This window comes from Kitasatospora sp. NPDC002543, assembly GCF_053594915.1.
In genome coordinates, this window is the sequence record NZ_JBSFWR010000051.1 from 34,622 (window position 1) to 55,806 (window position 21,185).

The window sequence follows — 21,185 nt, forward strand, 5'->3', positions numbered from 1 at the left end:
TCCGGTACCCCGCCCCTCGCCGGTGCCTCACTCCTCGCCGGGGCCTCACTCCTCGCCCGACCGCAGCGCCAGCCACAGCTCCATCCGCACGTCCGTGTCGTCCAACGACCGGCCCAGCAACTCCTCCACCCGACGCATCCGGTAGCGCAGCGTGTGCCGGTGCACCCCCAGATCGGCCGCGGCCGCGTCCCACTGGCCGTGCCGGGACAACCACGCCCGCAACGAAGCCACCAGGTCCCCGCGGGCCGTCCGGTCGTGCTCCCGCAGCGGCCGCAACAGCCCCTCCGCGAAAGCCGTCACCGCGTCCTCGCCGAGCAGCGGCAGCAGCGACCCCGCGCCGACCTCCTCGTGGTCCACCGACCGGCGGCCACCGCGCAACGCCACCGCCAGCGCCCGCTCGGCCTGCGCGTGCGCCGTCCCGGCCTCCTCCAGCGCGGCCGGCGCCGAAACGCCCAACGACAAGCCCTCGTGCTCCTCCACCGCGCCCAGACAGGCCCGGTGCACCGCGCCGTTGTCCAGCGCCAGCACCATCAGCCGCGGCCCGTGCGCACCGTCCTCCCGCGCCACCAGCAGCTTCTCGCCCACCCGGGAACCCGCCTGCTCCGCCCGGTCCCCCAGCTCCCCCAACGCCTCCGCGGCATCCGCGTTGGCCGGCCCGGCCCCCGCCACCAGAACCCGTATCGTCCCCTCCGGCATCCCCCCGAACAGCCCCACCGCCACCTGGCGGGCCGTCGACACCTCACCGGCCAGCACCATCCGCAGCAGCGCCGCGCCCATCCGCTCCTCGGCCTGCCGCAGCTCCCGCGAACGCTCCAGGGTGAGGGTCAGCAGCGCCACCGCCGCGTTCAGCACGTACCGCTCGGTCGGCGTGATCCGGTCCTCGGTCCCGACCGCCAGGAAACCCCGCGCCCGCCGGTCCGCCCCCAGCGACTGGACCACCACGTAGTCCTCGTCCGCCGTGTCTATCCCCGGCGCACGCCCCTGCAACGCCGCACTCGACGGCGCCGGCCGCCGACGCAACCGGTCCACCTCCGCCGCCAACCGCCCCGCCCGGCGCGCCGCCCAGTCCGGCGCCACCACCGACAGCGCACCCGACCCGTCGTACAGCGCCGCCCAGCCCCCCAGCCGGGCCGCCAGCCGACGCACCACCGCCGTCGTGCCGTCCTTGCCGAGCGCCGCCCGGGTCAACTCCTCCTGCGCCTCGAAGCTGGTCGTCACCGCCTCGTACTGCTCCGCGGCCAGCGCCGCCGACACCACCTTGCTGATCGCGATGAACGGCGTCGGCTCCGGCACCCGCAGCAACGGCAACCCCCGCTGCGCCGCCGCGTCCACCAGCGGCTGCGGCACCTCGGTGTGCGACAACCCCACCCCGAGCCCCAGCCCCACCACCCCCGCATCGGCCAACCGGTGCACGTACGCCTGCAACTGCGCCGCCGTACGGCCCAGCTTGATACCGGTGGTGAGCAGCAGCTCGCCACCCTCCAGGAACGGCGTCGGGTCGTCCAGCTCACTGGTGTGCACCCAGCGGACCGGCCGCTCCAGGTGATCCGCACCGGCGAGAACCGTCAGATGGAGCGACGTGTTGCGGACGACGGAGGCGAGTGTGGGGGGCATGGCACCTTCGAGGGATCGACCTGACCGCGCCGTTGCGGCCGGGCGAGGAGAGGGACGTGGGACTGGTGAGGGTCTCTCCCCTCCATTATGGACGCTCCGGACAACCCGCACTGCCGAATCCACCTCGAAGGCGACTTCCCCGGCAACCCGCCGTCAACCCCTGAGGTCCACCAGCAACGGCGGAACCTGCTCCCCCGACACCGCCGTCAACGACACCACCGCATGCCCCGCCGGCAACGCGTGCGCCAGATCCGACGGCGACCACCGCAACCGCTCCACATCCCGCGTCGTCACCGACTCCGTCTGCGCCGTCGTCCCCGACAACGCCTTCCGCCCGACCCGCCCCGCCCGCCGTATCACGCCACCGGAGGTGTCGGGGGTGTGGGTGACCGCGGTCTCCTGCACCAGGTGCGTCCCCCAGGCCTCCGAGAACAGCTTCCCGTCCCACGGGGCGATCCCCGGGAACGCCATCCGACAGCCGACCGCGCCGAACAGCGGCGCCCGCAGCGCCTCTGGCAGGTCCACCAACGTCCGCAGCAGCAGCACGGCGCCCGCATTGGCCCCACGCATCCGCTGCAGACCGCGCACCGCGGTGGCGTCCAGCGCCGCCGAGGCGTCGTCCACCACCAGACCCGCGAACAGCGAACGGTCCTCACGGGCCCCGGCCGCCTGCACGAACTGCCCCACCACCAGCCGGGACAGCATCCGCGCCGCCTCCGGATGACCCCGCTCGGGCAGCTTCACCCGCACCCGCAACGGGTGGTCCAGCACCCGCATCGCGAACGGGGGCCGACCGGTGCCGTCGGTCGCGAAGGCACCCTCGAAGGCCGGCCGCTCCAACAGCGCCAGCCGGTCCGCCAACAGCGCCCCGGGATCGTCCGCCCGGTCGCGCTGCCGCTCCCGGTACTCCAGGTCCCGCTCGTGCACGGCCAGCAGACCGGCCACGCCGAGCGCCTTCACCAGGGCCGCGAGCACATCCGGCTCACCCGCCAACAACGCCCGCAGCTCCCGCACCCCCGGAAAGCGGCCGTACGCCGCGTGGAACGGACCCACCACCTGCTGCACCGCGGTACGGGCGTGCTCCGCCCGGGCGGTCAGCTCGTCCGGCAGCAGCGCCTCGGCCAGCCGGGCGGCCGCCTCGTCGGGGTCCCGCGCGGCCCCGTAGAGGTCCAGCCCGTACAGCGAGGACGGGTCGCCGGGCGCGATCACCACGTCGTACCAGGAATCCGGGCCGAGATCGACGTCCGCCGCCCCGACCACCACCGCACAGGCCGTACCGGACAGCGCCTGCAGGCACAACGCCTCGGCCACCGGACGAGCCAGCCGCGCCGTCTTCCCCGTCCCGGCCGGGCCCACCGCCAACAACGACGTCCCCAACAGCTCCGGACCCAGCGCGAAACCGGCCGACCGGTGGCCCGGCGGGTTCTTCGGGACGTCCTGCGCGGTACCGAGACGGACCTGACCCAGCAGCAGATCGTGGCACTCCGCGCGACCGGACAACTCGCGGGCCTCGGACGGGTGGGCGAAGGCCGCCGCACCCCGGGCGGCCACCTGCTCGGTGAAGGCCGGGACGAACACCGGGTCCGCCTGGGCCGACTCCCAGGCCCGCCGGATCCGCACGTAGTCGACGTCCCCCACGGCCTCGCCGTCCAGCCGCGCGGCCGCCTCGACCGCGCCGCCCTGCCGCAGCCCGTCCCACGGGTCCCGCCCCCTCGCGGCCTCGACCGCCCCCGGGGCGGCCTCCTCCCCGGGCTGCTCCCGCGTCACCGTGCGCGACAGCAGCGGCGTGACGTACCGGCGCCACACCTCGGGCCAGCGGCCCATGCGGCCGAAGATCTTGATGACGGCCGCAGCGACCAGCACGTTCACCGACAGCCCGACGACAGTCACCAGGGTTGCGGTGGGGTGTTCAACCCAAACGGTCCTCACGATCAGATGGAGCACCAACTGGGTGCCGTAGACAAAGGCGAACCACCCCACCACCGCGTTGAGCCCCGCCCGAAGCAGCAGCGGCCATGTCGCGACCTTGGCCACCTCCGCCCGCTCCGGGTCGATGCGGCGGTAGCCGAGCCGGTAGATGCCCGGGTCGGCGTCGGGGCGCGGGGCGCAGGCCCAGGCCGCGAGGTCGAAGGAGGGGGCGCCCCCGCCGGGGCGTTGGTGGGGCAGGGGGTCGGGGGGTCTGGTGGTGGTGCGCTCGCCGTGGTGGTGTGCCCCGTCCTGTGCCATGTACGGCCCCGCTCCCTCGCCCGCCCGGCCCGACCGCCGTCGGTGCCGCCATACCCATGCCGCCGTACCGGCGACACGCCCGCGCTCAGGGTAGTGGAGCGTGGCCTGCGGGTAGTCGCCTCGCCCGTGCTGGCCGTGCCGGACAAGTCGGACGGCTCACTGCTACCGAGTGGCGCGTGCCGGGGTGGGGAGGGCGGCCGTAGCCTGCGAAGCACCGAGCCGAGAAGTCTGGAGAAACCCCATGAGCGCCGCAACGCCGCTCCCGCAGGAGCGCCGCCTGGTCACCGCGATCCCCGGTCCGAAGTCGCAGGAGCTGCACGCCCGCAAGCTGGGTGCGGTGGCGGCCGGTGTCGGCACCACCCTGCCGGTGTACGTGTCCCGTGCCAATGGCGGCGTGCTGGAGGACGTGGACGGCAACTCACTGATCGACTTCGGTTCCGGCATCGCCGTGACCAATGTCGGCAACAGCGCCGAGGCCGTGGTGGCCCGGACGACCGAGCAGCTGGCCAGTTTCACCCACACGTGTTTCATGGTGACCCCGTACGAGGGTTACGTGGCCGTCGCCGAGCAGCTGAACGAGCTGACCCCGGGTGACCACGAGAAGCGCACCGCGCTGTTCAACTCGGGCTCCGAGGCCGTCGAGAACGCGGTGAAGATCGCCCGCGCCTACACCAAGCGCCAGGCCATCGTGGTGTTCGACCACGGTTACCACGGCCGCACCAACCTGACCCTGGCGCTGACGGCGAAGAACATGCCGTACAAGCAGGGCTTCGGTCCGTTCGCTCCCGAGGTCTACCGGGTTCCGGTCGCCTACCCGTACCGCTGGCTGACCGGTGCGGAGAACGCCGCCACCGAGGCCGCCGCGCAGGCGATCGAGACCATCAACAAGCAGATCGGCGCCGAGAACGTCGCCGCGATCATCATCGAGCCGATCCAGGGCGAGGGCGGCTTCATCGAGCCGGCGAAGGGTTTCCTGCCGGCGATCGTGGAGTTCGCGAAGGCGAACGGCATCGTGTTCGTCGCGGACGAGATCCAGACCGGTTTCTGCCGCACCGGCCAATGGTTCGCGTGCGAGGACGAGGGCATCGTCCCGGACCTGATCACCACCGCGAAGGGCATCGCCGGCGGTCTGCCGCTGTCCGCGCTGACCGGCCGCGCCGAGATCATGGACGCCGCGCAGACCGGTGGTCTGGGCGGCACCTACGGCGGCAACCCGGTGGCGTGTGCCGCCGCGCTCGGCGCCATCGAGACGATGAAGGAGCAGGACCTCAACGGCAAGGCGCAGCGGATCGGCGAGATCATGCTGGGCCGTCTGCGGGCCCTGCAGGAGAAGCACGAGATCATCGGTGAGGTCCGCGGCCGCGGCGCGATGATCGCCGTCGAGCTGGTGAAGCCGGGCGGCAAGGAGCCGAACGCGGAGGCCACGGCGGCCATCGCCAAGGCCTGCCACGCCGAGGGCCTGGTCGTGCTGACCGCCGGCACCTACGGCAACGTGCTGCGCTTCCTGCCGCCGCTGGTCATGCCGGAGCACCTGCTGAACGAGGGCTTGGACATCCTGGAGGGTGCGTTCGCCGCCCTCTGAGCGGTGTCGCCCGTCAGGTCGTGAAACCCCCTTCCGGAGGGTTGTCCGGACAGCGCTGAACGGCCCGTGGGGACCTCTGGTCCGCACGGGCCGTTCGGTTTCCGGGGGCGCCGTCCGGGCGGCCGGGGCATGATCGACGGGTCGCCGGGGGCTGCCCGGCGCGGGGTGAAGATGATGTGCGGGATCGCTGGAGGCGCTCGGCGCGGAAGGGCTGTTGACGTAGTGTCATCGCAGATGGACAGCGAGCCTGAGCCCTCGGCGCGGCCGTCCGCGGGGCCCCGTCCGGGGCCGGTTCCGCGGGTGCCGGGCGGGGGCGACCAGGCCGGCCCGGGAGGGCCGGCGCACACCGAAGGCCGATCGGCCGACCGTCCGACCCACACCCCCCGGGGCGCACGGACCGGCGATCATCAGGGCCGCCCCGGAGCTCTCCCCCCTGCTCCGGGGCGGCTGTCCGCCGTCCCGGGCCGGGCGGCGCGGTCGGTGGCCGTGCCGATGGTGGCGGCGGTGCTGCTGGCGGTGGTGTCCTGGCAGGTCGCGGCGGAGGGGCCGCTGCTCGGCGTGGACCGTTGGGTCCGCCGGGCCGTCCGTACGGCTCACCTGGACTTCCCGAGCGCGCTGCTGGACCGGTTCGGGCACCTGCTGGCGGACCTGGGCGGCGGTGTCCCGGCGGTTCCGGTGCTGCTGCTGGCGGGCGCGTCGGCCGCCTGGCGGGGGCGCCGGGCCGGGTCGGGGCGCTGGTGGCTGCCGCTTCCGGTGGCGGCGCTGACGGCGGTGCTGATTCCGCTGCTGGTGGTCCCGGCGAAGTGGGCCTTCGCCCGGCCGGGGCCGCTCGGGGAGCCGCTGGCGGCGGGCCAGTGGGGCTGGTACCCGTCCGGGCACACCGCGACCGCGACGATCTCGTACGGGGTGGCGGCGCTGCTGCTGGCCCGGGTGGCGGGGCCGCGGGCGGCCCGGATCCTGGCGGCGGGTGCGGTGCTGCTGTCGCTCGGGGTGGGTGCGGGGCTGGTGTGGAGCGACTTCCACTGGCTGTTGGACGTGGTGGCGAGCTGGTGCCTGGCCGTCCTGGTGCTGTGGCTGCCGGCCCGGTGGCTGCCCCGGCCGGGTGTCGGGGGGCGTCAGGCCTCGGGGTCCTCGTTGCGGTGAACCAGGCCGGGCTCGCCGTTGTCCCGGTGCCATTCGATGACGAGTTCGTCGCGGGCGCCGAAGCGGACCAGGTGGCGGCCGACGACGTCCTCCAGGCCGGGCAGGTTCTCGCGCTCGCCCTCGACGGTGAGCAGCAGCGCGTCGGGCTGTGCCTCGAGGGTGGCGGTGCCGGCGCCGAAGACCATCGTGCCGCGGCCGGCCTCTTCGGAGTAGACGGCCTCGATCTTGCGCCCCATGTGGGCGGTGAGCTGCTTGGCGTAACGGCCCGGCCGGTCGGTGGCGACGCGGGCTTCGGAGCGGGGCATGGGCCCTCCAGAGTCGGGGAGGGGGAAGTTAGGGTCCCCTCACTGAGGCAAAGCTAACCCAACTACTGAGCTAGGCTCAACATATTTCCGCGATCGTCCTCCACCGTCGGCCGCGGGCCCGGGACCGGCCGCTACCCTGGGGCGACCGCCAGCCGAGGAGACCGCCGATGACCACCACGCCGACCGACGAACCGGCGGACTCCTCCTCCGGTCCCCGCCCCGGCACCCCGGACTCCGCCGCCGAACTGGCCGACGCGATGACCAGGGCGATCAAGCGGATCCGCCGTCAGACCGGTTGGCGGCTGGAGCCGTACGGCATCACCCCCGGCCAGGCCCGGGCGCTGCGCACCCTCGCCCACGTGCCCGGCTGCGAGACCCCGGACCACGCGATGCGGCTGAGCGACCTCGCCGACAAGCTGCACATCGCCCCGCGCTCGGCGACCACCGTGGTCGACGCGCTGGAGGAGGCCGGCCTGGTCGAACGCAGCCCCGACCCGGCCGACCGGCGGGCGGTACGGGTCCTGCTGACCGAGGCCGGCCGGGCCGCGGTGGAACGGATCGGGCAGGTCCGGGACGAGGTGGCCCAGGAGTACTTCGGCGAGGTCAGCCCCGCCGACGAGGAAGTGCTGCTGCGGGTGCTGCGCTCCGCCGAGGCCCGCTTCCTCGCGGCCGGGCCGCCACGGCGCTAGGGCGCGTCCCGGGGCGCGCCCTGCCGCTCGTTCCCGGGTCCGCGGCGGCCGACGAGACGGGCCCACGCGCCCCGGCGCAGGGCGGTGATCCCGATCCCGGCGATCACCAGCAGCGCGGCCGCGGCGGCCGTCGGGCTGATCCGCTCGCCGAGCAGCAGCCAGGCCGAGGACATCCCGAACACCGGCACCAGCAGTGAGTAGGGCGCGACGGCGGTGGCGTCGTAGCTGCGCAGCAGGAAGCTCCAGGCGACGAAGCCGAACAGGGTGGAGACCAGCCCGACGAAGCCGATCGCCCCCAGTCCGGCCGGGGTGATGTCGCGCAGGGCGCGGAGGTCCGCCTCCGGGCCCTCGACCAGCAGGGACAGGCCCAGCAGCGGCAGCGGCGGGACGGCGCTGACCCAGACCATCCAGCGCAGCGCGTCCGGCGGGGCGGCCCTGCGGGTCAGCACGTTGGCCAGGCCCCAGGCGACGGCGGCCAGGACGACCAGGACGAAGGCCCCGAGCGGTCCGCCGGTGCCCTGGTCCCAGGCGCTCAGCGCGATGCCGGCGAAGGCGACCGCCAGACCCGCCAGTCGCTGCCCGCCGGGCCGTTCGCGCAGCAGTACGGCGGCGAACAGCGCGGTGAAGCCGGCCTGTCCCTGGAGCACCAGGGAGGAGAGCCCGGCCGGCATCCCGGCGTGCATGCCGAGGAACAGCAGCCCGAACTTGACCACTCCGAGGACCACACCGACCGCCACCACCCAGCGCCAGGCCACCCTGGGCGGGCCGACGAAGAAGACCGCCGGCACCGCGACGACGGCGAACCGCAGGGCGCAGAACAGCAGGGGCGGGAAGCTGTCCAGGCCGACGTGGATCAGGACGAAGTTGAGGCCCCAGACGGCGGCCACCAGGACGGCCAGCGCGATGTGGCGCGGGCTCATGCCGCCCCGGCCGGCCGCGCCGCCGGGACTGCTCGTGGTGCCGGTGCTGCTCGTGGTGCCGGTACCGCCCGTGCTGGGAGGGCCGCTCGGGGCGGCGGTGGTCGTCGCGGTCATGGGACGAGCATGGTGGGCCGGACTGTGTAGCACCAGCGATGAATATTGAAGGGGACACTTTAGGATCGCTGCATGATGGACCTGGGGCGCCTGCGGGCGCTGCACGCGGTGGCGGTGCACGGCTCGGTCGGCGGGGCGGCGGCCGCGCTCGGCTTCACGCCCTCGGCGGTCTCGCAGCAGATCGCCAAGCTGGAGCGGGAGACCCGGACGGTGCTGCTGGAGCGGCAGGGCCGGGGCGTGGTGCTGACCGACGCGGCACGCGAGCTGGCCGCCACCGCGCAGACCGTGCTGGGACTGGTGGAGCGGGCCGAGGTGCGGCTGGAGGAGCAGCGCGGCCGGGCCGTCGGGCGGCTGCTGGTGGCCGCGTTCCCCTCCGGTGCCCGCGGGCTGATGCCCGGGGCGCTGGCCGATCTGCGACGGCGCTGCCCGGAGTTGGACGTCCGGTTGCTGGAGCGCGACCCGTACCCGGCGGCCGAGCTGGTGGCCCGGGGCGAGGTGGACCTGGCACTGGTGCAGGACTGGCCGACCGTGCCGCTGCCGGTGCAGGAGGGGGTCTCCCGGATGGACCTCGGCACGGACCCGGTGGACCTGCTGCTGCCCGCCGACGACGGACTGGCCGCACTCGACCCGGTGCCGGTGGAGCGGCTGTGCGGGCAGCGCTGGATCAGCGTGCCGCCGGGCAACATCTGCCACGACTGGCTGGTCCGCACCCTGCGCGAGGCCGGCGAGGAACCGGACGTGCGCTACCAGGTCGGGGAGTTCGAGACGCAGATCGCGCTGGTCGCGGCCGGTCTGGGGATGGGGCTGGTGCCGAGGCTCGGACGGGGCCCGCTGCCGCCCGGGGTGGCGGCCCGCCGGGTGACTCCGGAGCCGAGCCGCCGGGTGTTCGCGCTCTGGCGCTCCCAGGCCTCCCGGCGGCCGGCCATCACCGAGGCGCTGGCCTCGATGCGGGAGTGCTGGGGGCGGCTTACGGTCTGAGGACCGACGGGCGGCCTGGCAGCCGGGAGTCCCGCCCGAGTCCGGCCCGGAGCTGTACGGCCCGGGCCGTACGGCCTCAGCCGGCGAGGCCGATCACCAGCCACATGAAGCCGACCCCGGCCACGGTGCAGAGCAGGGTGCTGCGCGAGGGGTGCGGGCTGTGCGCCTCGGGGAGGATGTCGGAGGTCGCCAGGTAGAGCAGGAATCCGGAGAAGAAGCCCAGGTAGAGGCCGAGCAGGTGCCCCGGGATGGTGAACGCCAGGGTGATCGCCGCGCCGGACACCGGGGCCAGCGCGTCCGCGGCGAGCAGGGTCAGCGCCCGCCGCCGGTTGTTCCCGTACAACCGGGTGATCGTGTACGTGTTGAAGCCGTCGGCGAAGTCGTGCGCGACCACGGCGATGGCCACCACCGTGCCGACCGTGCTGCCGGCCTGGAAGGCGGCGCCGATCGCGAAGCCGTCCATCACGCTGTGCCCGACCAGGGCCAGCGCGGCGGTCAACCCGATGCCCTGGCGCCCGGAGGAATGGGCGTGGCCGTGGTGGCCGTGCGAGTGCGCGGCGTACTCGCCCTCGTGGCCGCGGTGGATGGCGACCGCGCGCTCGACCACGTGGATGGTGAGGAAGCCGCCCGCGAACATCAGCAGCGCCTGCGGCACTCCGTGCACCTCGCCGGGGGCCTGGTGGAGCGCCTCGGGCAGCAGGTCGAAGGCGACCACGCCGAGCATCAGCCCGGCGGCGAAGCCGAGCACCAGGTGGCGGCGGTCGCGGGTGCGCTGGGCGACGAAACCGCCGACCAGGGTCATCAGGAACGCCGCGGCGGCGACCAGGACCGCGGTCATCGGGCCGGCTCCGCCGCGGGTCGTCCGGCCGGGTCGTCGCCGGGGCCTGTGCCGAGTGGTCCGCCGAGCGCTCTGCCCATTCCTCTCCCCCTGGGATCCGCCCGTGGCCGGGCCGACCGCCGACCGTACCGGACGCCCGTTCGGCCGTGATCACCCGGGGGTGCCGGGGCCGGGGTGCGGTTCCCCCAGCCTCGGCCCGGGGGTCCCGGGCCGCCCCTCGGACGGGCCGTCGACTGGGCCGTCCGAGTGACGCCGCCACCGGGCCGGCCGGGCGGGCGAGCGGCGGTCGGCAGGAGCGGGCGACGGGGGCCGCGGGCGGGACGGCGGGCGGGGACCGGTCAGCCTCCCGTGGCGAGCGGCAGGCCGAGGTGGGTGTGGGCGAGTTCGCGGACGCCGGCGCCGTCGATCAGATGGATGTGCCGGTGGCCCTCCTCCGCGGTGAGGTCCAGCACCTCCTCGGTGAAGCGGCCGGTGGTCAGCCGCAGTCCGCGCTCGGCGGCCTCCTCCCCGACCGCCTCGGCCAGGGTCTCGATCTGCTCGACGCCGACCGGCTCGGTGTCCCGGGAGGCCCACACCACCCAGCGGCCGGGCAGCGCGGTGCCGGGCGCGCCCTCACCGGTGGCGACCAGCCCGGCCGGGCCGCGCAGCCGCACGCTCCACTGTGCGATCCCGCCGCGGGTCAGCAGGTCCCGCACCAGCTGGGCGAACTCGTTGGCGGACAGGTCGGAGGCGGCCGGCACGGTGGCCCCGGCCCGGGCGGCCGGCTGGACACCCACCCGGTCGTACGGGTCCGGGGTGACGGCCGCACCGAGCCGGCGCAGCCGCACCAGGGCCTCGTCCTGCTCGGCGTCGGCGTAGACGCCCTCGTCGTCGCGCTCCTCGTACGGGGTGCCCGGCGGCAGCAGCCGGGTGCGGGCCAGTGCGTCGCGGTCGGCGTCCACGCTGACCAGGCAGAGCGGCTCGGCCGAGGCGGGGTCGCGCAGCCAGCCGTTGAGGACGACACCGGCGAGTATCTCGTCGGTGTCCACGGCGTCGGCCGCCTGGAGGGCGCGCAGGGCGAGCCGGGCGACCAGCCGCAGGTAGTCGGTGGCCCGGTCCGCGGGCGGGCGCGGCACCGGGAGGACGTCGCCGTCCGGTGCGAGCCGGTAGCCGGTGAGCGAGGGCACCAGGTCGAGCGGCGGCAGGTCGAGGTCCAGCACGGCGGCGCGGGTGAGCGGGCGGAAGACCGCCCGGCAGGGGGCGGGCAGGTCCTGGGTGGCGGTCTCCGCGGCGGCCAGGGCCCGCTCCAGCAGCGACTCCACGGCGGCCGGCTCGGCCAGCCGGTAGGCCCTCCGGCATTCCTCCAGGCTCTCGTTGTACTCGCGCACGGCGCGGGCCCGGGCCTCCTCGGCCGCCTCGTGGGCGCGCCGGGACTCGTCGGCGGCCGGGCTGCCGGCCTCGGCCCGACGGGTGCGCCACTCCCGCAGGGCCCGCTGGTGGGTGAGCCGTGCCTGGGCCAGTTCGCGCTGGTAGCCGGAGTCGAGCAGCCGGCGGGACGGGCCGCTCTGCGGGTCGGCCGCGGGCGGCTCGGCGGGGGCGAAGTCCTCCCAGCGGGGTTCGGGCTGCTCCTCGGCGTCGGCGTCGGGGCCGTCGGCCGGGTAGGGGCGGGGCTGGTAGTGGCGCAGTTGGCTCTCGAAGTCCATGGCCGAGACGGGCAGCGCGGCCCGCCGCAGCAGGTCGGCCAGCCGGTCGTGCTCGGCCTGGACGGTGAGCGTGCGGTGGTGGGTCAGGGCGGCGGCCCGGGCGTGCGCCGCCACGGCCGCGTCCGGGTCGGCCCCGCCGGGAGCGGGGCCGACGGGGTCCGGTCCGGCCGTGCCGTCAGCGGTGGTGGCAGCACCGGACGGGCCGTCACCGGGTGGCCCGTCGCCGGACGGGCTCTCTCCGGACGGGCCGCCGCCGGACGGGCTCTCGCCGGGACGGCCGGCGGCGGCGCCCGGTTCCCGGCCCTCCTCGGTGCCGAGGTCGCGGAAGACCGAGGCGAGGAAGCCCGGTCGGGGGAACTGGACGGTGGCGGTGCCGTCGGACCGGCCGTCTGCTGAGTGCTGCATCGGTCGTCGTTCCCCCATGCTCGTCCGGCGCCTGCCCGGGGCGATCGGCGGGCCTGTGGACCCGCCGCTGCCGGACATTGTCCCCCGAACGGGCGTGGCGGTCAGCCAAGCCGCTCAGTTGGTCCGGGTGTTGGTCAGGTGCAGACCGATGTACCCGACGTAGATCCGGCCGCTGCCGGAACAGTCGTCCAGGTAGTGCAGCCGCGGCGCGGTGCGACCACCGCCGATCCGCAGGTGCGCACCCATGAACGCGCGCCGGGAGGAGTCGACGCATTCCGGCACCGGCAGCATCCGCTCGCGCTTCCACTTGGTGTGGCTGAACACCGTCCGGGACTCCCCGCGCACCGCCTTGCGGGGCGGGAAGCGGTGGCAGCCCTCGGGGGTGCGCTCGCACCACTGCTTGAAGTCCCCGCCGGCCGCACCGCGCACCGCCGCCTCGGCGTACTCCTGGAGGGCCGTCAGTCCGTCCCAGGCGAGCCGGGCCCAGCCCGCACCGGCGCACTGCAGCTCGTCCAGGGCGAGCGCGACCTTCTGGTCACCGGTGAAGGTGACCAGTGGGAACTCGCCCAGTCTGGCCATGAGTTCGGTGAAGGTCTCGGGCGTGCCGCGGCGGTCGGGGGGCTGGGCGGCGGAGTGCGGCCCGGCGGCCGGGCCGCTGCCCGGGACGACGCAGTGGCGGCCGGTGAGGGCGCGGGCCCCGGAGCGGAGGCGGCCCTCCCGGATGTCCCGGCCGTCGCGGACCTCCCGGCCCGGGCCCCGTTCCCGGTGGTCCCGCCGCTCCAGGCGCAGGGTGTGCCGGACCCGCTCCAGCTCGTCGGCCCTGGCCTGCTGCTCGGCGCGGTCCTGCTGCTCCTCGCGGGCGAGCGCGGCCAGTTCGACGCCCCGGTACGGGCCGGGACGGCCGGCGGCCCGTTCCCCGGCCAGGTCGGCGGCCTGCTCCGCGGTCTGCTCGGCGGCGCACTCGACGGGGTGCTCGGACGTCCGCTCGACGGCCTGCTCGGCGGCCTGCTCCGCGGTGCGGCGGAGCTGCGGCGGCGGGACGCGCAGCACCGGGACGGCCGCCAACGGCGGTGGCAGCGGCTGCTCCGCGGCCAGGCGGCGCGGCTCGCGGGCGAGCAGCCCGGCGGCGCGGCGCGGATCCTCTTCTATTCGGCTGCGCGCGAGTACCGGATGTCGGGTGCTGTCCTGCCGGGAGGCCGGGTCGACCTCGGGCAGGTAGGTGCGCACCGCCCCGCCGTACACGGTGTGGTACTCCAGCGCGACGTTGAACCCGGTGCGGGCGCCGGGGTCCAGCACGTAGGCGGTGGCGAGGCCGGGCAGCTGCTGGCAGAGCGGGACCACCACGTCCTGGACCCAGCCGTCCAGCGGCTCGTTCACCGGGATGCTGGCCACCACGGTGGGCAGTCTGCGTTCGGGGTCGCACAGCTCGTCGATCAGGGCGTCGACCTCGTCGGCCGTGATCACCCGGGGAGCGGAGCGGACGACGGTCGGCCCGTCGGTGGCGTCGAGCAGCGGGAGGAGTGTGCGGGCGAGCTCGGGCACCGGCACCCGGCACGGGGTGCGCACTCCGCTGCCGGTGCTGTGGGTCTCGGCCTCCAAGCGGACCCAGGTGGGGCCCTCGGAACCGGTGGCCACGGTGAGCGTGAGCTGCTGGGTGCCGTGCGGGGCCGGGGTGCGAAGACGGCGGCGGTCGTACCGGCCGGCGCTCGGGTCGCCGCGCAGCGGACCGTGGTCGCGGTCGAGCAGGACCCGCTCGCCCAGGCGGAGGCGCTCGGGGCCGGGAGTCGGCTCGGCGCCCTGCCCGGTGGCGGCGGGCCGGACCGGCGGGGGCTCCTCGAAGCCCTCCTGCTTCAGCCAGGAGGCCAGTTGCTCGTCGGCCAGGGCGACGGCGTCGGCGTGGGTCAGGGCCGTGGTGACCGTCATCCGGTAGGGCGTCGCGGGGCCGCGGGGGCCGGGCAGGTCGGCGGCGGCGTGCGAGCGGACGCGGTTCGGGGCGGGCAGGCTCGGGGCCGCGTGGTTCGAAGTCGGGTGGTTCGCGATCGGGTGGTTCGAAGTCGGACGGTTCGTGGGGCGGTTCGAGGTCGTCGTGTTCGTCGCGGACTGGGGATTCGAGGTCGAACGGTCTGAGGCCATGCGCATACCTCCGCGGTGCGGGGTGGGGTCCTGTGTCCTCCATCGATGGTTTCGTCCGGTTCTGCCGGATCCTTGCCCAGGAAACGCCACAGCCCGGAGCGGAAGTTCCAACTCCGGGCTACGACACTACGTTCGGGTGAATCTGCTCAAGCGGTCTTCCGCGTGGCGAGCAGCCTGGGCTACGAGAAACGGCCGGTCACGGGCGGTCCGCCCGACGGATCGTCCGCCTCCCGGGCCTCACCGGACGGCACCCGCCACCGTGGTCAGACCGGCACCTCGACGTAGGTGCGGCCGGCCGGGACCGCCACCGCGGTGCCGCCGGTCGCCTCGGCCAGCCAGGTGTGGAAGTCCGCCACGTCCGGCTCCGGCACGCCCACCTCGATCCGCACCCCGGTCGCCTCGTAGGCCAGGTCGCTCACCGCGTACCCGGCCGCCCGCAGGTCGTTCTCCACCCGCCCGGCCCGGACGTGGTCCACCGTCACCGCGAGCAGCGCCACCGGCCGGCGCTCCAGCAGGCCGATCCCGTCCACCGCCTCCGACACCGCGTTCCCGTACGCCCGCACCAGGCCGCCCGCACCGAGCTTGATCCCGCCGAAGTACCGGGTGACCACGGCGACCGTGTCGGTCAGCCCGCGCCGGCGCAGCACCTCCAGCATCGGCACCCCCGCCGTGCCGCCGGGTTCGCCGTCGTCGCTGGAGCGCTCGCGGCGCTGTTCGTCGCCGACCACGAAGGCGGTGCAGTTGTGCCGGGCGTCCCAGTACTGCTTGCGGATGCCGGCGATGAAGGCCTGGGCCTCCTCCTCGTCCGTGACCCGGGCGAGGTGGCAGATGAACCGGGACTTCTTGATCTCGGTCTCGTGGCTGCCGGCCCGCCGGATGGTCAGGTACGGCCTGGCGGTGGGCTCCGGCGTGGCGGACATGGTGCGGGGGTCCTCCCGAGGACGGTGAAGGCTGACGGCGCACGCCCCGGAGAGCGGAACGGCACCGCCAGCCTAGTTGCCGTGCGACGGGAGGCGTCATCGGCCGCGGACGACCGGGTGCGAGAGCCGGGCACGAGGACCGGGTGCGGCGAGCGGGTACGGCGGGGTCAGCGCCCGGCCAGGGCGTTCAGCCGCCCGCGGTCCAGGCCGGTCAGCGCGGTGACCTCGGCGAGGTCGAGGGCACCGCAGTCCAGCCCGCGCAGCAGGTGGCCGCTCAGCGCCCGGGCGGTGGCCGGCTCGTCCATCACGTCGCCGCCCGCCCCGGCGACGTACGCGGCCAGCCGGGCGGCGGCCGCCGTCAGTCCCTCCCGGTAGAAGGAGTAGACCGCCGCGTAGCGGGTGGGCAGGTGCGCCGGGTGCATGTCCCAGCCCTGGTAGTAGGCGCGGGCCAGCGAGCGGCGCACCAGGTCGTGGTGGAGCTTCCAGGCGGCGTGCACCTGCCCGGTGGACCCGGTCGGGACGACGTTGGTCGAACCGTCGGAGAGCCGCACCCCGGTGCCCGCGGCCGCCACCTGCATGACCGCCTTGGCGTGGTCGGCGACCGGGTGGTCCATGCTCTGGTGGGCCGCGCTCACCCCGCAGGCGGCGCTGTAGTCGAAGGTCCCGTAGTGCAGGCCGGTGGCGCGCCCCTCGGCGGCCTCGATCATCCGGGCCACGGTGGCCCGGCCGTCCGGACCGAGGATCGCCTGGGTGGTCTCGATCTGGATCTCGAAGCCGATCCGGCCGGCGGGCAGCCCGGCCCGCTCCTCGAAGTCCTCCAGCAGCCGGACCAGCGCGGTGACCTGCTCGGCGTAGGTCACCTTGGGCAGGGTCAGGACCAGGCCCTCCGGCAGCCCTCCGCCGGCCAGCAGGGTGGCCAGGAACAGTTCCAGGGTGCGGATGCCGCGGGCCCGGACGGCGGCCTCCATGCACTTGATCCGGATGCCGAGGTACGGCGGGGCGTCGCCGGCCGCCACCGCCGCGGCGACCAGTCCGGCGGCGCGGACGGCGTCCGCGTCCTCCTCGGTGTCGGGGCGGGGGCCGTAGCCGTCCTCGAAGTCGATCCGCAGGTCCTCGACCGGCTCGCGCACCAGCTTGGCGCGGACGCGGGCGTGGACGTCGGCGAGCAGTTCGTCGTCCGCGACGCCGAGGGCACGGGCCAGCTGCGCGGGGGTGGCGGCGTGGCGGTCGAAGGACTCCAGGGCCCGGCGGCCCCACTCCCGCACGGTGTCGGCGCCGAAGGCGTCGGCCGGGACGTAGACGGTGTGCACCGGCTGCCTGGTCCCGGGCTCGCCCGGGTACCGGCGCGCCAGGTCGGCGTCGACCGGGGCGAGCAGTGCCTCGACGGCGGCGCGGGCCGCGGTGGAGAAGGAGGCCCCGTCCGTCGGTCCGTTCCCGTCGACCCCGACCCGTGTCATCCGCACTCCTCCGTGCCGAACCAGCGCTTCAACAATTTGTTGAGGCGAAGGTAGCTCCGGCGGGATCGGGCGTCAATGGCCGGACGAGCCCGGGCCGGTGGCGGCCGCGGTCAGTCCCTCCCGGCGGCGGCGTAGCGCTCGTTCAGCTCCGGGTACAGGTCGGCGACCTCCTTGGGGTGGACCGAACCGTCCGGTCCCTTGCCGGTGACGCCGAACTCCCTGGTCAGCCAGTCGGCGAGGCGCTGGGGGTCGGGCTGGTGGCCGTAGCTGTCCATGTACGAGACGAGTGCCTCGTAGGCGAGGTCCGGGTCGAGGCGCGCGGGAGCCGGGGGAACCGCGCGCTCCTCGGCACCGACCGGCTGCTCGGTGCGGGTCGGCTGCTCGGTGCGGGCACGCTCCTCGGCCGGGACCGGCTGCTCGAACTCGGTGGACTGCTCGGGCTGCTGCTGCGGGCCGGCCGGGTCCTGGATCTGCGGACCGGGCACGGGCTCGGCGGCGGGAGCGGCGGCGGGCTCACCGGCGACCGGGCGCGGGGGCTTGAACCAGGGCGAGGCCTGCCCGGGCACCCGGCCGCCCGGGGCCGCGTCCGCCGGGTGACCGGTGGTGCGGACCGGGCGCTCGGTCCAGACGTTCAGCTCCTCGCCGCGCGACTGCGGGACGGCGTCGGCCACCCCGTCCGGCTCCTGGGCGGCCCGCAACCGCACGGCGGCCAGCTTCGCGAGCATCGGTGCGGCGACCTCCGCGGACATCGGCGCGACGGCAGCGGGCGCCTGCGGCTGGGGCTGGGGCTGTTCGGGCTGGTCCTGCTGCACCTGCGGGGCAGGCTGCGGGACCGTCTGCGGCGGCGCCGTCTGCTGGACGACCTGCGGTGCCTGCTGCGGGTGCGGGGCCTGCCGCGGGGCGCCGGCCCCGGCAGCCGGGGCGATGGCCGCGGTGGCGCGGCCCTCCTGGGGGACGGCCTCCTGCGCCTGCTGGTCCTTCGACAGTTCCTTGGCCTCGCGCTCACGGCCCTCGTCGTCCAGCCGGTCGAGCAGTGCCGGGTCCAGCGGAACGCCGAACTTGGCGAGCTTGAGCGGCAGCAGCGCCTGGATCGGTGCCGAGCGGCGCCAGCCACGGCCGTACCGGAAGCGCAGCTGCGCCCGGTAGACCAGACGGTTCTGTTCGAGTCGGATGACCTCGTCGTAGGAGCGGAGCTCCCAGAGCTTCATCCGCCGCCAGAGCCGGAAGGTCGGGACCGGGGAGAGGATCCAGCGCATCACCCGGACCGACTCCATGTGGCGGTCCGCCGTGATCGCCGCGATCCGGCCGACCGCGTGCCGCGAGGCCTCGACCACGACGACGAAGAGCACCGGGATGACGGCGTGCATCCCCATGCCCAGCGGGTCTCCCCAGGAGGCGGCCGCGTTGAAGGCGATCGTGGCGACGGTCAGCACCCAGGCGGTCTGCCGGAGCATCGGGAAGGGTATTCGCAGCCAGGTCAGCACCAGGTCGAGCGCGAGGAGCACGACGATGCCGGCGTCCACGCCGATCGGGAAGGCATAGGAGAAGGCTCCGAAGCCCTTCTCCACGGCCAGCTCGCGCACCGCGTTGTACGAACCCGCGAAGCCGATGCCCGAGATGATGAAGGCACCGGCCGCGACCAGGCCGAGCAGGCCCCGATGGGCCTTGGTGAGCGTTGGGCGTGCCATTACGTCTATCAACCCCTGGATGTCGGCTGCTGCCGTACGCTGCCTCGGCTGCCGGGTGCCGCTGGTCGGGCCGCCGGACGGCTGGGCAAGCAACCTCCGGGCTCGGCCCACCGGAGTTTACTCGTACACGTGTTTAGGCGTTTCCACAGCCTGGGGTGTCACCGTGCGGTGGTGCGGGACCCGGCCCGGCATCGCGCGGGGCCGGAACGGGGACCGGCCGGATCGTCAGCGGGCCTGCTCCGCCGTTCCGTTGAGATAGGCCAGGACGGCCATCACCCGGCGGTTGGCGTCCTCGTCGGGGGCGAGTCCGAGCTTGCTGAAGATGTTGGCGATGTGCTTGGCCACCGCGCCGTCGCTCACCGAGAGACGAGCGGCGATCGCCGAGTTGGAACAGCCCTCGGCCATCAGCTCCAGCACCTCGCGCTCGCGCGGGGAGAGCCCCAGCAGCGGACCGGGCCGACGCGAGGTGGTCTGCATCAGCTTGGCGATCACGTCCGGGTCCATCGCCGTGCCACCCGCCGCCACCCGGCGGACCGCGTCGATGAACTGCCCGGCGTTGAACACCCGGTCCTTCAGCAGGTAGCCGATGCCGCCGGTGCCGTCGGCCAGCAACTCCCGCGCGTAGAGCTGCTGGACGTGCTGGGACAGCACGAGCACCGGCAGGCCCTTGATCTCCCGCCGCGCCTTGAGCGCGGCCTGCAGGCCCTCGTCGGTGAGCGTCGGGGGCAGCCGGACGTCGACCACGGCGACGTCCGGCCGGTGGGTCAGCAGGGCCTCCAGCAGTTCGGGCCCCGTCTCCACCGCCGCGGCGATGGTGAAGCCATGCGCTTCCAGCAGCCGGATCAGGCCTTCGCGAAGGAGGTAGAGGTCCTCGGCGAGGACAACTCGCACGGCAACTCCAAGGTGATGGTGGTGGGTCCGCCCGACGTGCTGTCGATGGAGAGGACACCGTCGAAGGTACCCAATCGCTTCTCGATTCCGCGCAGTCCGGTCCCCCGCGAAGGATCCGCCACCCCCACTCCGTCGTCCGTCACCGTGACCCGCAGGAAGCCGGCCCGGTGGAGGATGTCCACCCACACCTGCTCCGCCTCCGAGTGCTTGGCCGCGTTCGCCAGCAGCTCGCAGACGCTGAAGTACACGGCGGCCTCCACCGGGGCCGCCGGACGGTCCGGCAGGCTCACGCACACCTCGGTCGGCAGCGCGCTGTCCAGAGCCAGGGCCCGGACGGCGTCGCCCAGCCCGCGCTCGGCGAGCACCGGCGGGTGGATGCCGCGCACCAGGTCCCGCAGCTCCTGGAGGGCCCGGGCCGAGGACTGCCGCGCCTCGGCGAGGAGCTCGCGCGCGGCCGCCTGGTCGGTGTCCATCAGGTGCTCGATGGTGCCCAGCGTCATCCCGATCGCGACCAGCCGCGCCTGGGCACCGTCGTGCAGGTCCCGCTCGATCCTCCGCAGCTCCGCCGCCTGGCTGCCCGCCGCGTCGGCCCGCGTCTCCGTCAGCTCGGCCACCCGCCTGGTCAGCTGGGCGTTCGTCGCCCGGCCGTCCTGGTCCAGCACCCGGCGGGCCACCTCCGCGTACCAGCGCACCGCGAGCGGTGCCACGACTATCCCGACGGCGATCATGGCGACCCCGAGCACGGCGCTCAGCACGACGGACACCATCCTGCTGCTCAACGGGCCGAACCCGTCGGCCGGCACCGGCCCCGCCATGGTGTAGGCGGCACCGAGCCCGAGCAGGACGAGCACCGGACCGACCAGAGCCACCGCGAGGAACGGGTTCACCAGCAGCCAGGCCAGCTCGGCGCGGGTCGTCCGGTCCCGAAGGCCCCAGTGGACCAGCTGCGCGTACTTCGCCACCAGCTGCGACCGGTGGTAGGTGTAGCCCGTCCACCAGTGCCCCCGGCCGTCCTGCTCGAGCTCCGGCATGGGCTCGTAGACCGCCGGCAGCCGTATGCCGAACCAGCGCTCCAGCTGACGGCGGGTGCGGTTCGCCGTCCGCCGGATGTTGGCCGCGGCCACCGCTCCGCCGACAGCCACGGCCACCAGAAGGGCGAGGAGGAGCCCGAGTTCGTACGACTCCAGGACCCGGGCCGTCACCGCCCCCGAGAAGACCGCGGCACCCACCGGGAGAGCCGCCCCGGGCACCGCCGCCAGCACCACCACGGCAAGCCGCGCCAGCCCCTCACCGCCGGCGACGAAGGCCGCCTGGGCCTGAGCGCGTACGGAGGCGCCGCTCGTACGACTCGCTGTTGTCACGGGAAGCTCCTGATGCCGGTACCGATCGTCCTCCATCAGTCTTCACGAACCGTCCACCACCCACACTGGCCATGGCACCCCAATTCCGGGGTGGACCTAGGACCACCTGCTGGTGTCGTTCCGCTCACCAGCAGGTGAGATGATCCGGAAATGCGAAGAACCCCCATCCGGGTCCCGGATGGGGGTTCTTCAGAAGAATTGTTCGGCGGCGTCCTACTCTCCCACAGGGTCCCCCCTGC

16 protein-coding genes are annotated in these 21,185 nt (G+C 74.6%); 4 read left to right on the forward strand and 12 right to left on the reverse strand.

Translation table 11 applies throughout. The features are described from left to right. Positions 1-45: 45 nt before the first annotated feature. Both ACWD4P_RS21825 and ACWD4P_RS21830 read right to left on the reverse strand, forming a co-directional pair. Positions 46-1,614 carry a PucR family transcriptional regulator gene (locus tag ACWD4P_RS21825; protein WP_359822282.1) on the reverse strand — a complete coding sequence of 523 codons (1,569 nt, stop codon included), beginning with the start codon at positions 1,612-1,614 and terminating at the stop codon, positions 46-48. A gap of 153 nt (positions 1,615-1,767) precedes the next feature. Next, on the reverse strand, positions 1,768-3,840 hold the full coding sequence (locus tag ACWD4P_RS21830) for a type IV secretory system conjugative DNA transfer family protein (RefSeq protein ID WP_359822284.1): 2,073 nt from the start codon (positions 3,838-3,840) through the stop codon (positions 1,768-1,770). Positions 3,841-4,081: 241 nt separating this feature from the next. On the opposite strand from ACWD4P_RS21830, the gene gabT reads away from it, so the two are divergent. Both gabT and ACWD4P_RS21840 read left to right on the forward strand, forming a co-directional pair. Beyond that, positions 4,082-5,422, forward strand: a complete 1,341-nt coding sequence (gene gabT, locus ACWD4P_RS21835; protein ID WP_359822286.1) for a 4-aminobutyrate--2-oxoglutarate transaminase — start codon at positions 4,082-4,084, stop codon at positions 5,420-5,422. Between the two features lie 480 nt (positions 5,423-5,902). After that, entirely contained in the window at positions 5,903-6,565 is a 663-nt protein-coding gene (locus ACWD4P_RS21840; RefSeq protein ID WP_449780684.1) for a phosphatase PAP2 family protein, read from the forward strand. Here ACWD4P_RS21840 and ACWD4P_RS21845 read toward each other — a convergent pair. Then, positions 6,538-6,870, reverse strand: coding sequence for a DUF2218 domain-containing protein (locus ACWD4P_RS21845; protein ID WP_359822292.1), 333 nt, complete (start codon positions 6,868-6,870; stop codon positions 6,538-6,540). The genes ACWD4P_RS21840 and ACWD4P_RS21845 overlap by 28 nt on opposite strands. Positions 6,871-7,037: 167 nt before the next feature. Here ACWD4P_RS21845 and ACWD4P_RS21850 point away from each other — a divergent pair, with 167 nt between their 5' ends. Beyond that, the gene (locus ACWD4P_RS21850) at positions 7,038-7,559 is read left to right on the forward strand and encodes a MarR family winged helix-turn-helix transcriptional regulator (protein ID WP_449780685.1); all 522 of its coding nucleotides are present in this window, start codon (positions 7,038-7,040) and stop codon (positions 7,557-7,559) included. Here the strand turns inward: ACWD4P_RS21850 and ACWD4P_RS21855 are convergent. Continuing rightward, the gene (locus ACWD4P_RS21855; RefSeq protein WP_449780686.1) at positions 7,556-8,593 is read right to left on the reverse strand and encodes an EamA family transporter; all 1,038 of its coding nucleotides are present in this window, start codon (positions 8,591-8,593) and stop codon (positions 7,556-7,558) included. The genes ACWD4P_RS21850 and ACWD4P_RS21855 overlap by 4 nt on opposite strands. A gap of 72 nt (positions 8,594-8,665) precedes the next feature. Here ACWD4P_RS21855 and ACWD4P_RS21860 point away from each other — a divergent pair, with 72 nt between their 5' ends. Next, entirely contained in the window at positions 8,666-9,571 is a 906-nt protein-coding gene (locus ACWD4P_RS21860) for a LysR family transcriptional regulator (RefSeq protein ID WP_359822298.1), read from the forward strand. 76 nt (positions 9,572-9,647) lie between these two features. Here ACWD4P_RS21860 and ACWD4P_RS21865 read toward each other — a convergent pair whose 3' ends face one another. The 8 genes from ACWD4P_RS21865 to ACWD4P_RS21900 form a co-directional block, all read right to left on the reverse strand. Next, the gene (locus ACWD4P_RS21865; RefSeq protein ID WP_359822299.1) at positions 9,648-10,409 is read right to left on the reverse strand and encodes a ZIP family metal transporter; all 762 of its coding nucleotides are present in this window, start codon (positions 10,407-10,409) and stop codon (positions 9,648-9,650) included. A 338-nt stretch (positions 10,410-10,747) separates the two neighbouring features. Then, on the reverse strand, positions 10,748-12,496 hold the full coding sequence (locus tag ACWD4P_RS21870; RefSeq protein WP_449780687.1) for a restriction endonuclease: 1,749 nt from the start codon (positions 12,494-12,496) through the stop codon (positions 10,748-10,750). 114 nt (positions 12,497-12,610) lie between these two features. Next, a complete protein-coding gene (locus tag ACWD4P_RS21875) occupies positions 12,611-14,419 on the reverse strand; it encodes a hypothetical protein (protein WP_449780688.1) in 1,809 nt (602 codons plus the stop codon). 473 nt (positions 14,420-14,892) lie between these two features. Then, entirely contained in the window at positions 14,893-15,549 is a 657-nt protein-coding gene (locus ACWD4P_RS21880) for a YigZ family protein (RefSeq protein ID WP_359822306.1), read from the reverse strand. Between the two features lie 167 nt (positions 15,550-15,716). Beyond that, complete coding sequence (locus tag ACWD4P_RS21885) at positions 15,717-17,006, reverse strand: DUF6986 family protein (protein ID WP_449780689.1); 1,290 nt, start codon at positions 17,004-17,006, stop codon at positions 15,717-15,719. A gap of 110 nt (positions 17,007-17,116) precedes the next feature. Continuing rightward, positions 17,117-18,694 carry a DUF2637 domain-containing protein gene (locus ACWD4P_RS21890; protein ID WP_449780690.1) on the reverse strand — a complete coding sequence of 526 codons (1,578 nt, stop codon included), beginning with the start codon at positions 18,692-18,694 and terminating at the stop codon, positions 17,117-17,119. Positions 18,695-18,919: 225 nt separating this feature from the next. Then, positions 18,920-19,585 (reverse strand): response regulator transcription factor, encoded by a 666-nt coding sequence (locus ACWD4P_RS21895; RefSeq protein WP_359822314.1) that lies wholly within the window; start codon positions 19,583-19,585, stop codon positions 18,920-18,922. Beyond that, a complete protein-coding gene (locus ACWD4P_RS21900) occupies positions 19,537-20,946 on the reverse strand; it encodes a sensor histidine kinase (RefSeq protein ID WP_359822316.1) in 1,410 nt (469 codons plus the stop codon). The genes ACWD4P_RS21895 and ACWD4P_RS21900 overlap by 49 nt, the downstream gene beginning before the upstream one ends. Positions 20,947-21,185: the final 239 nt, after the last annotated feature.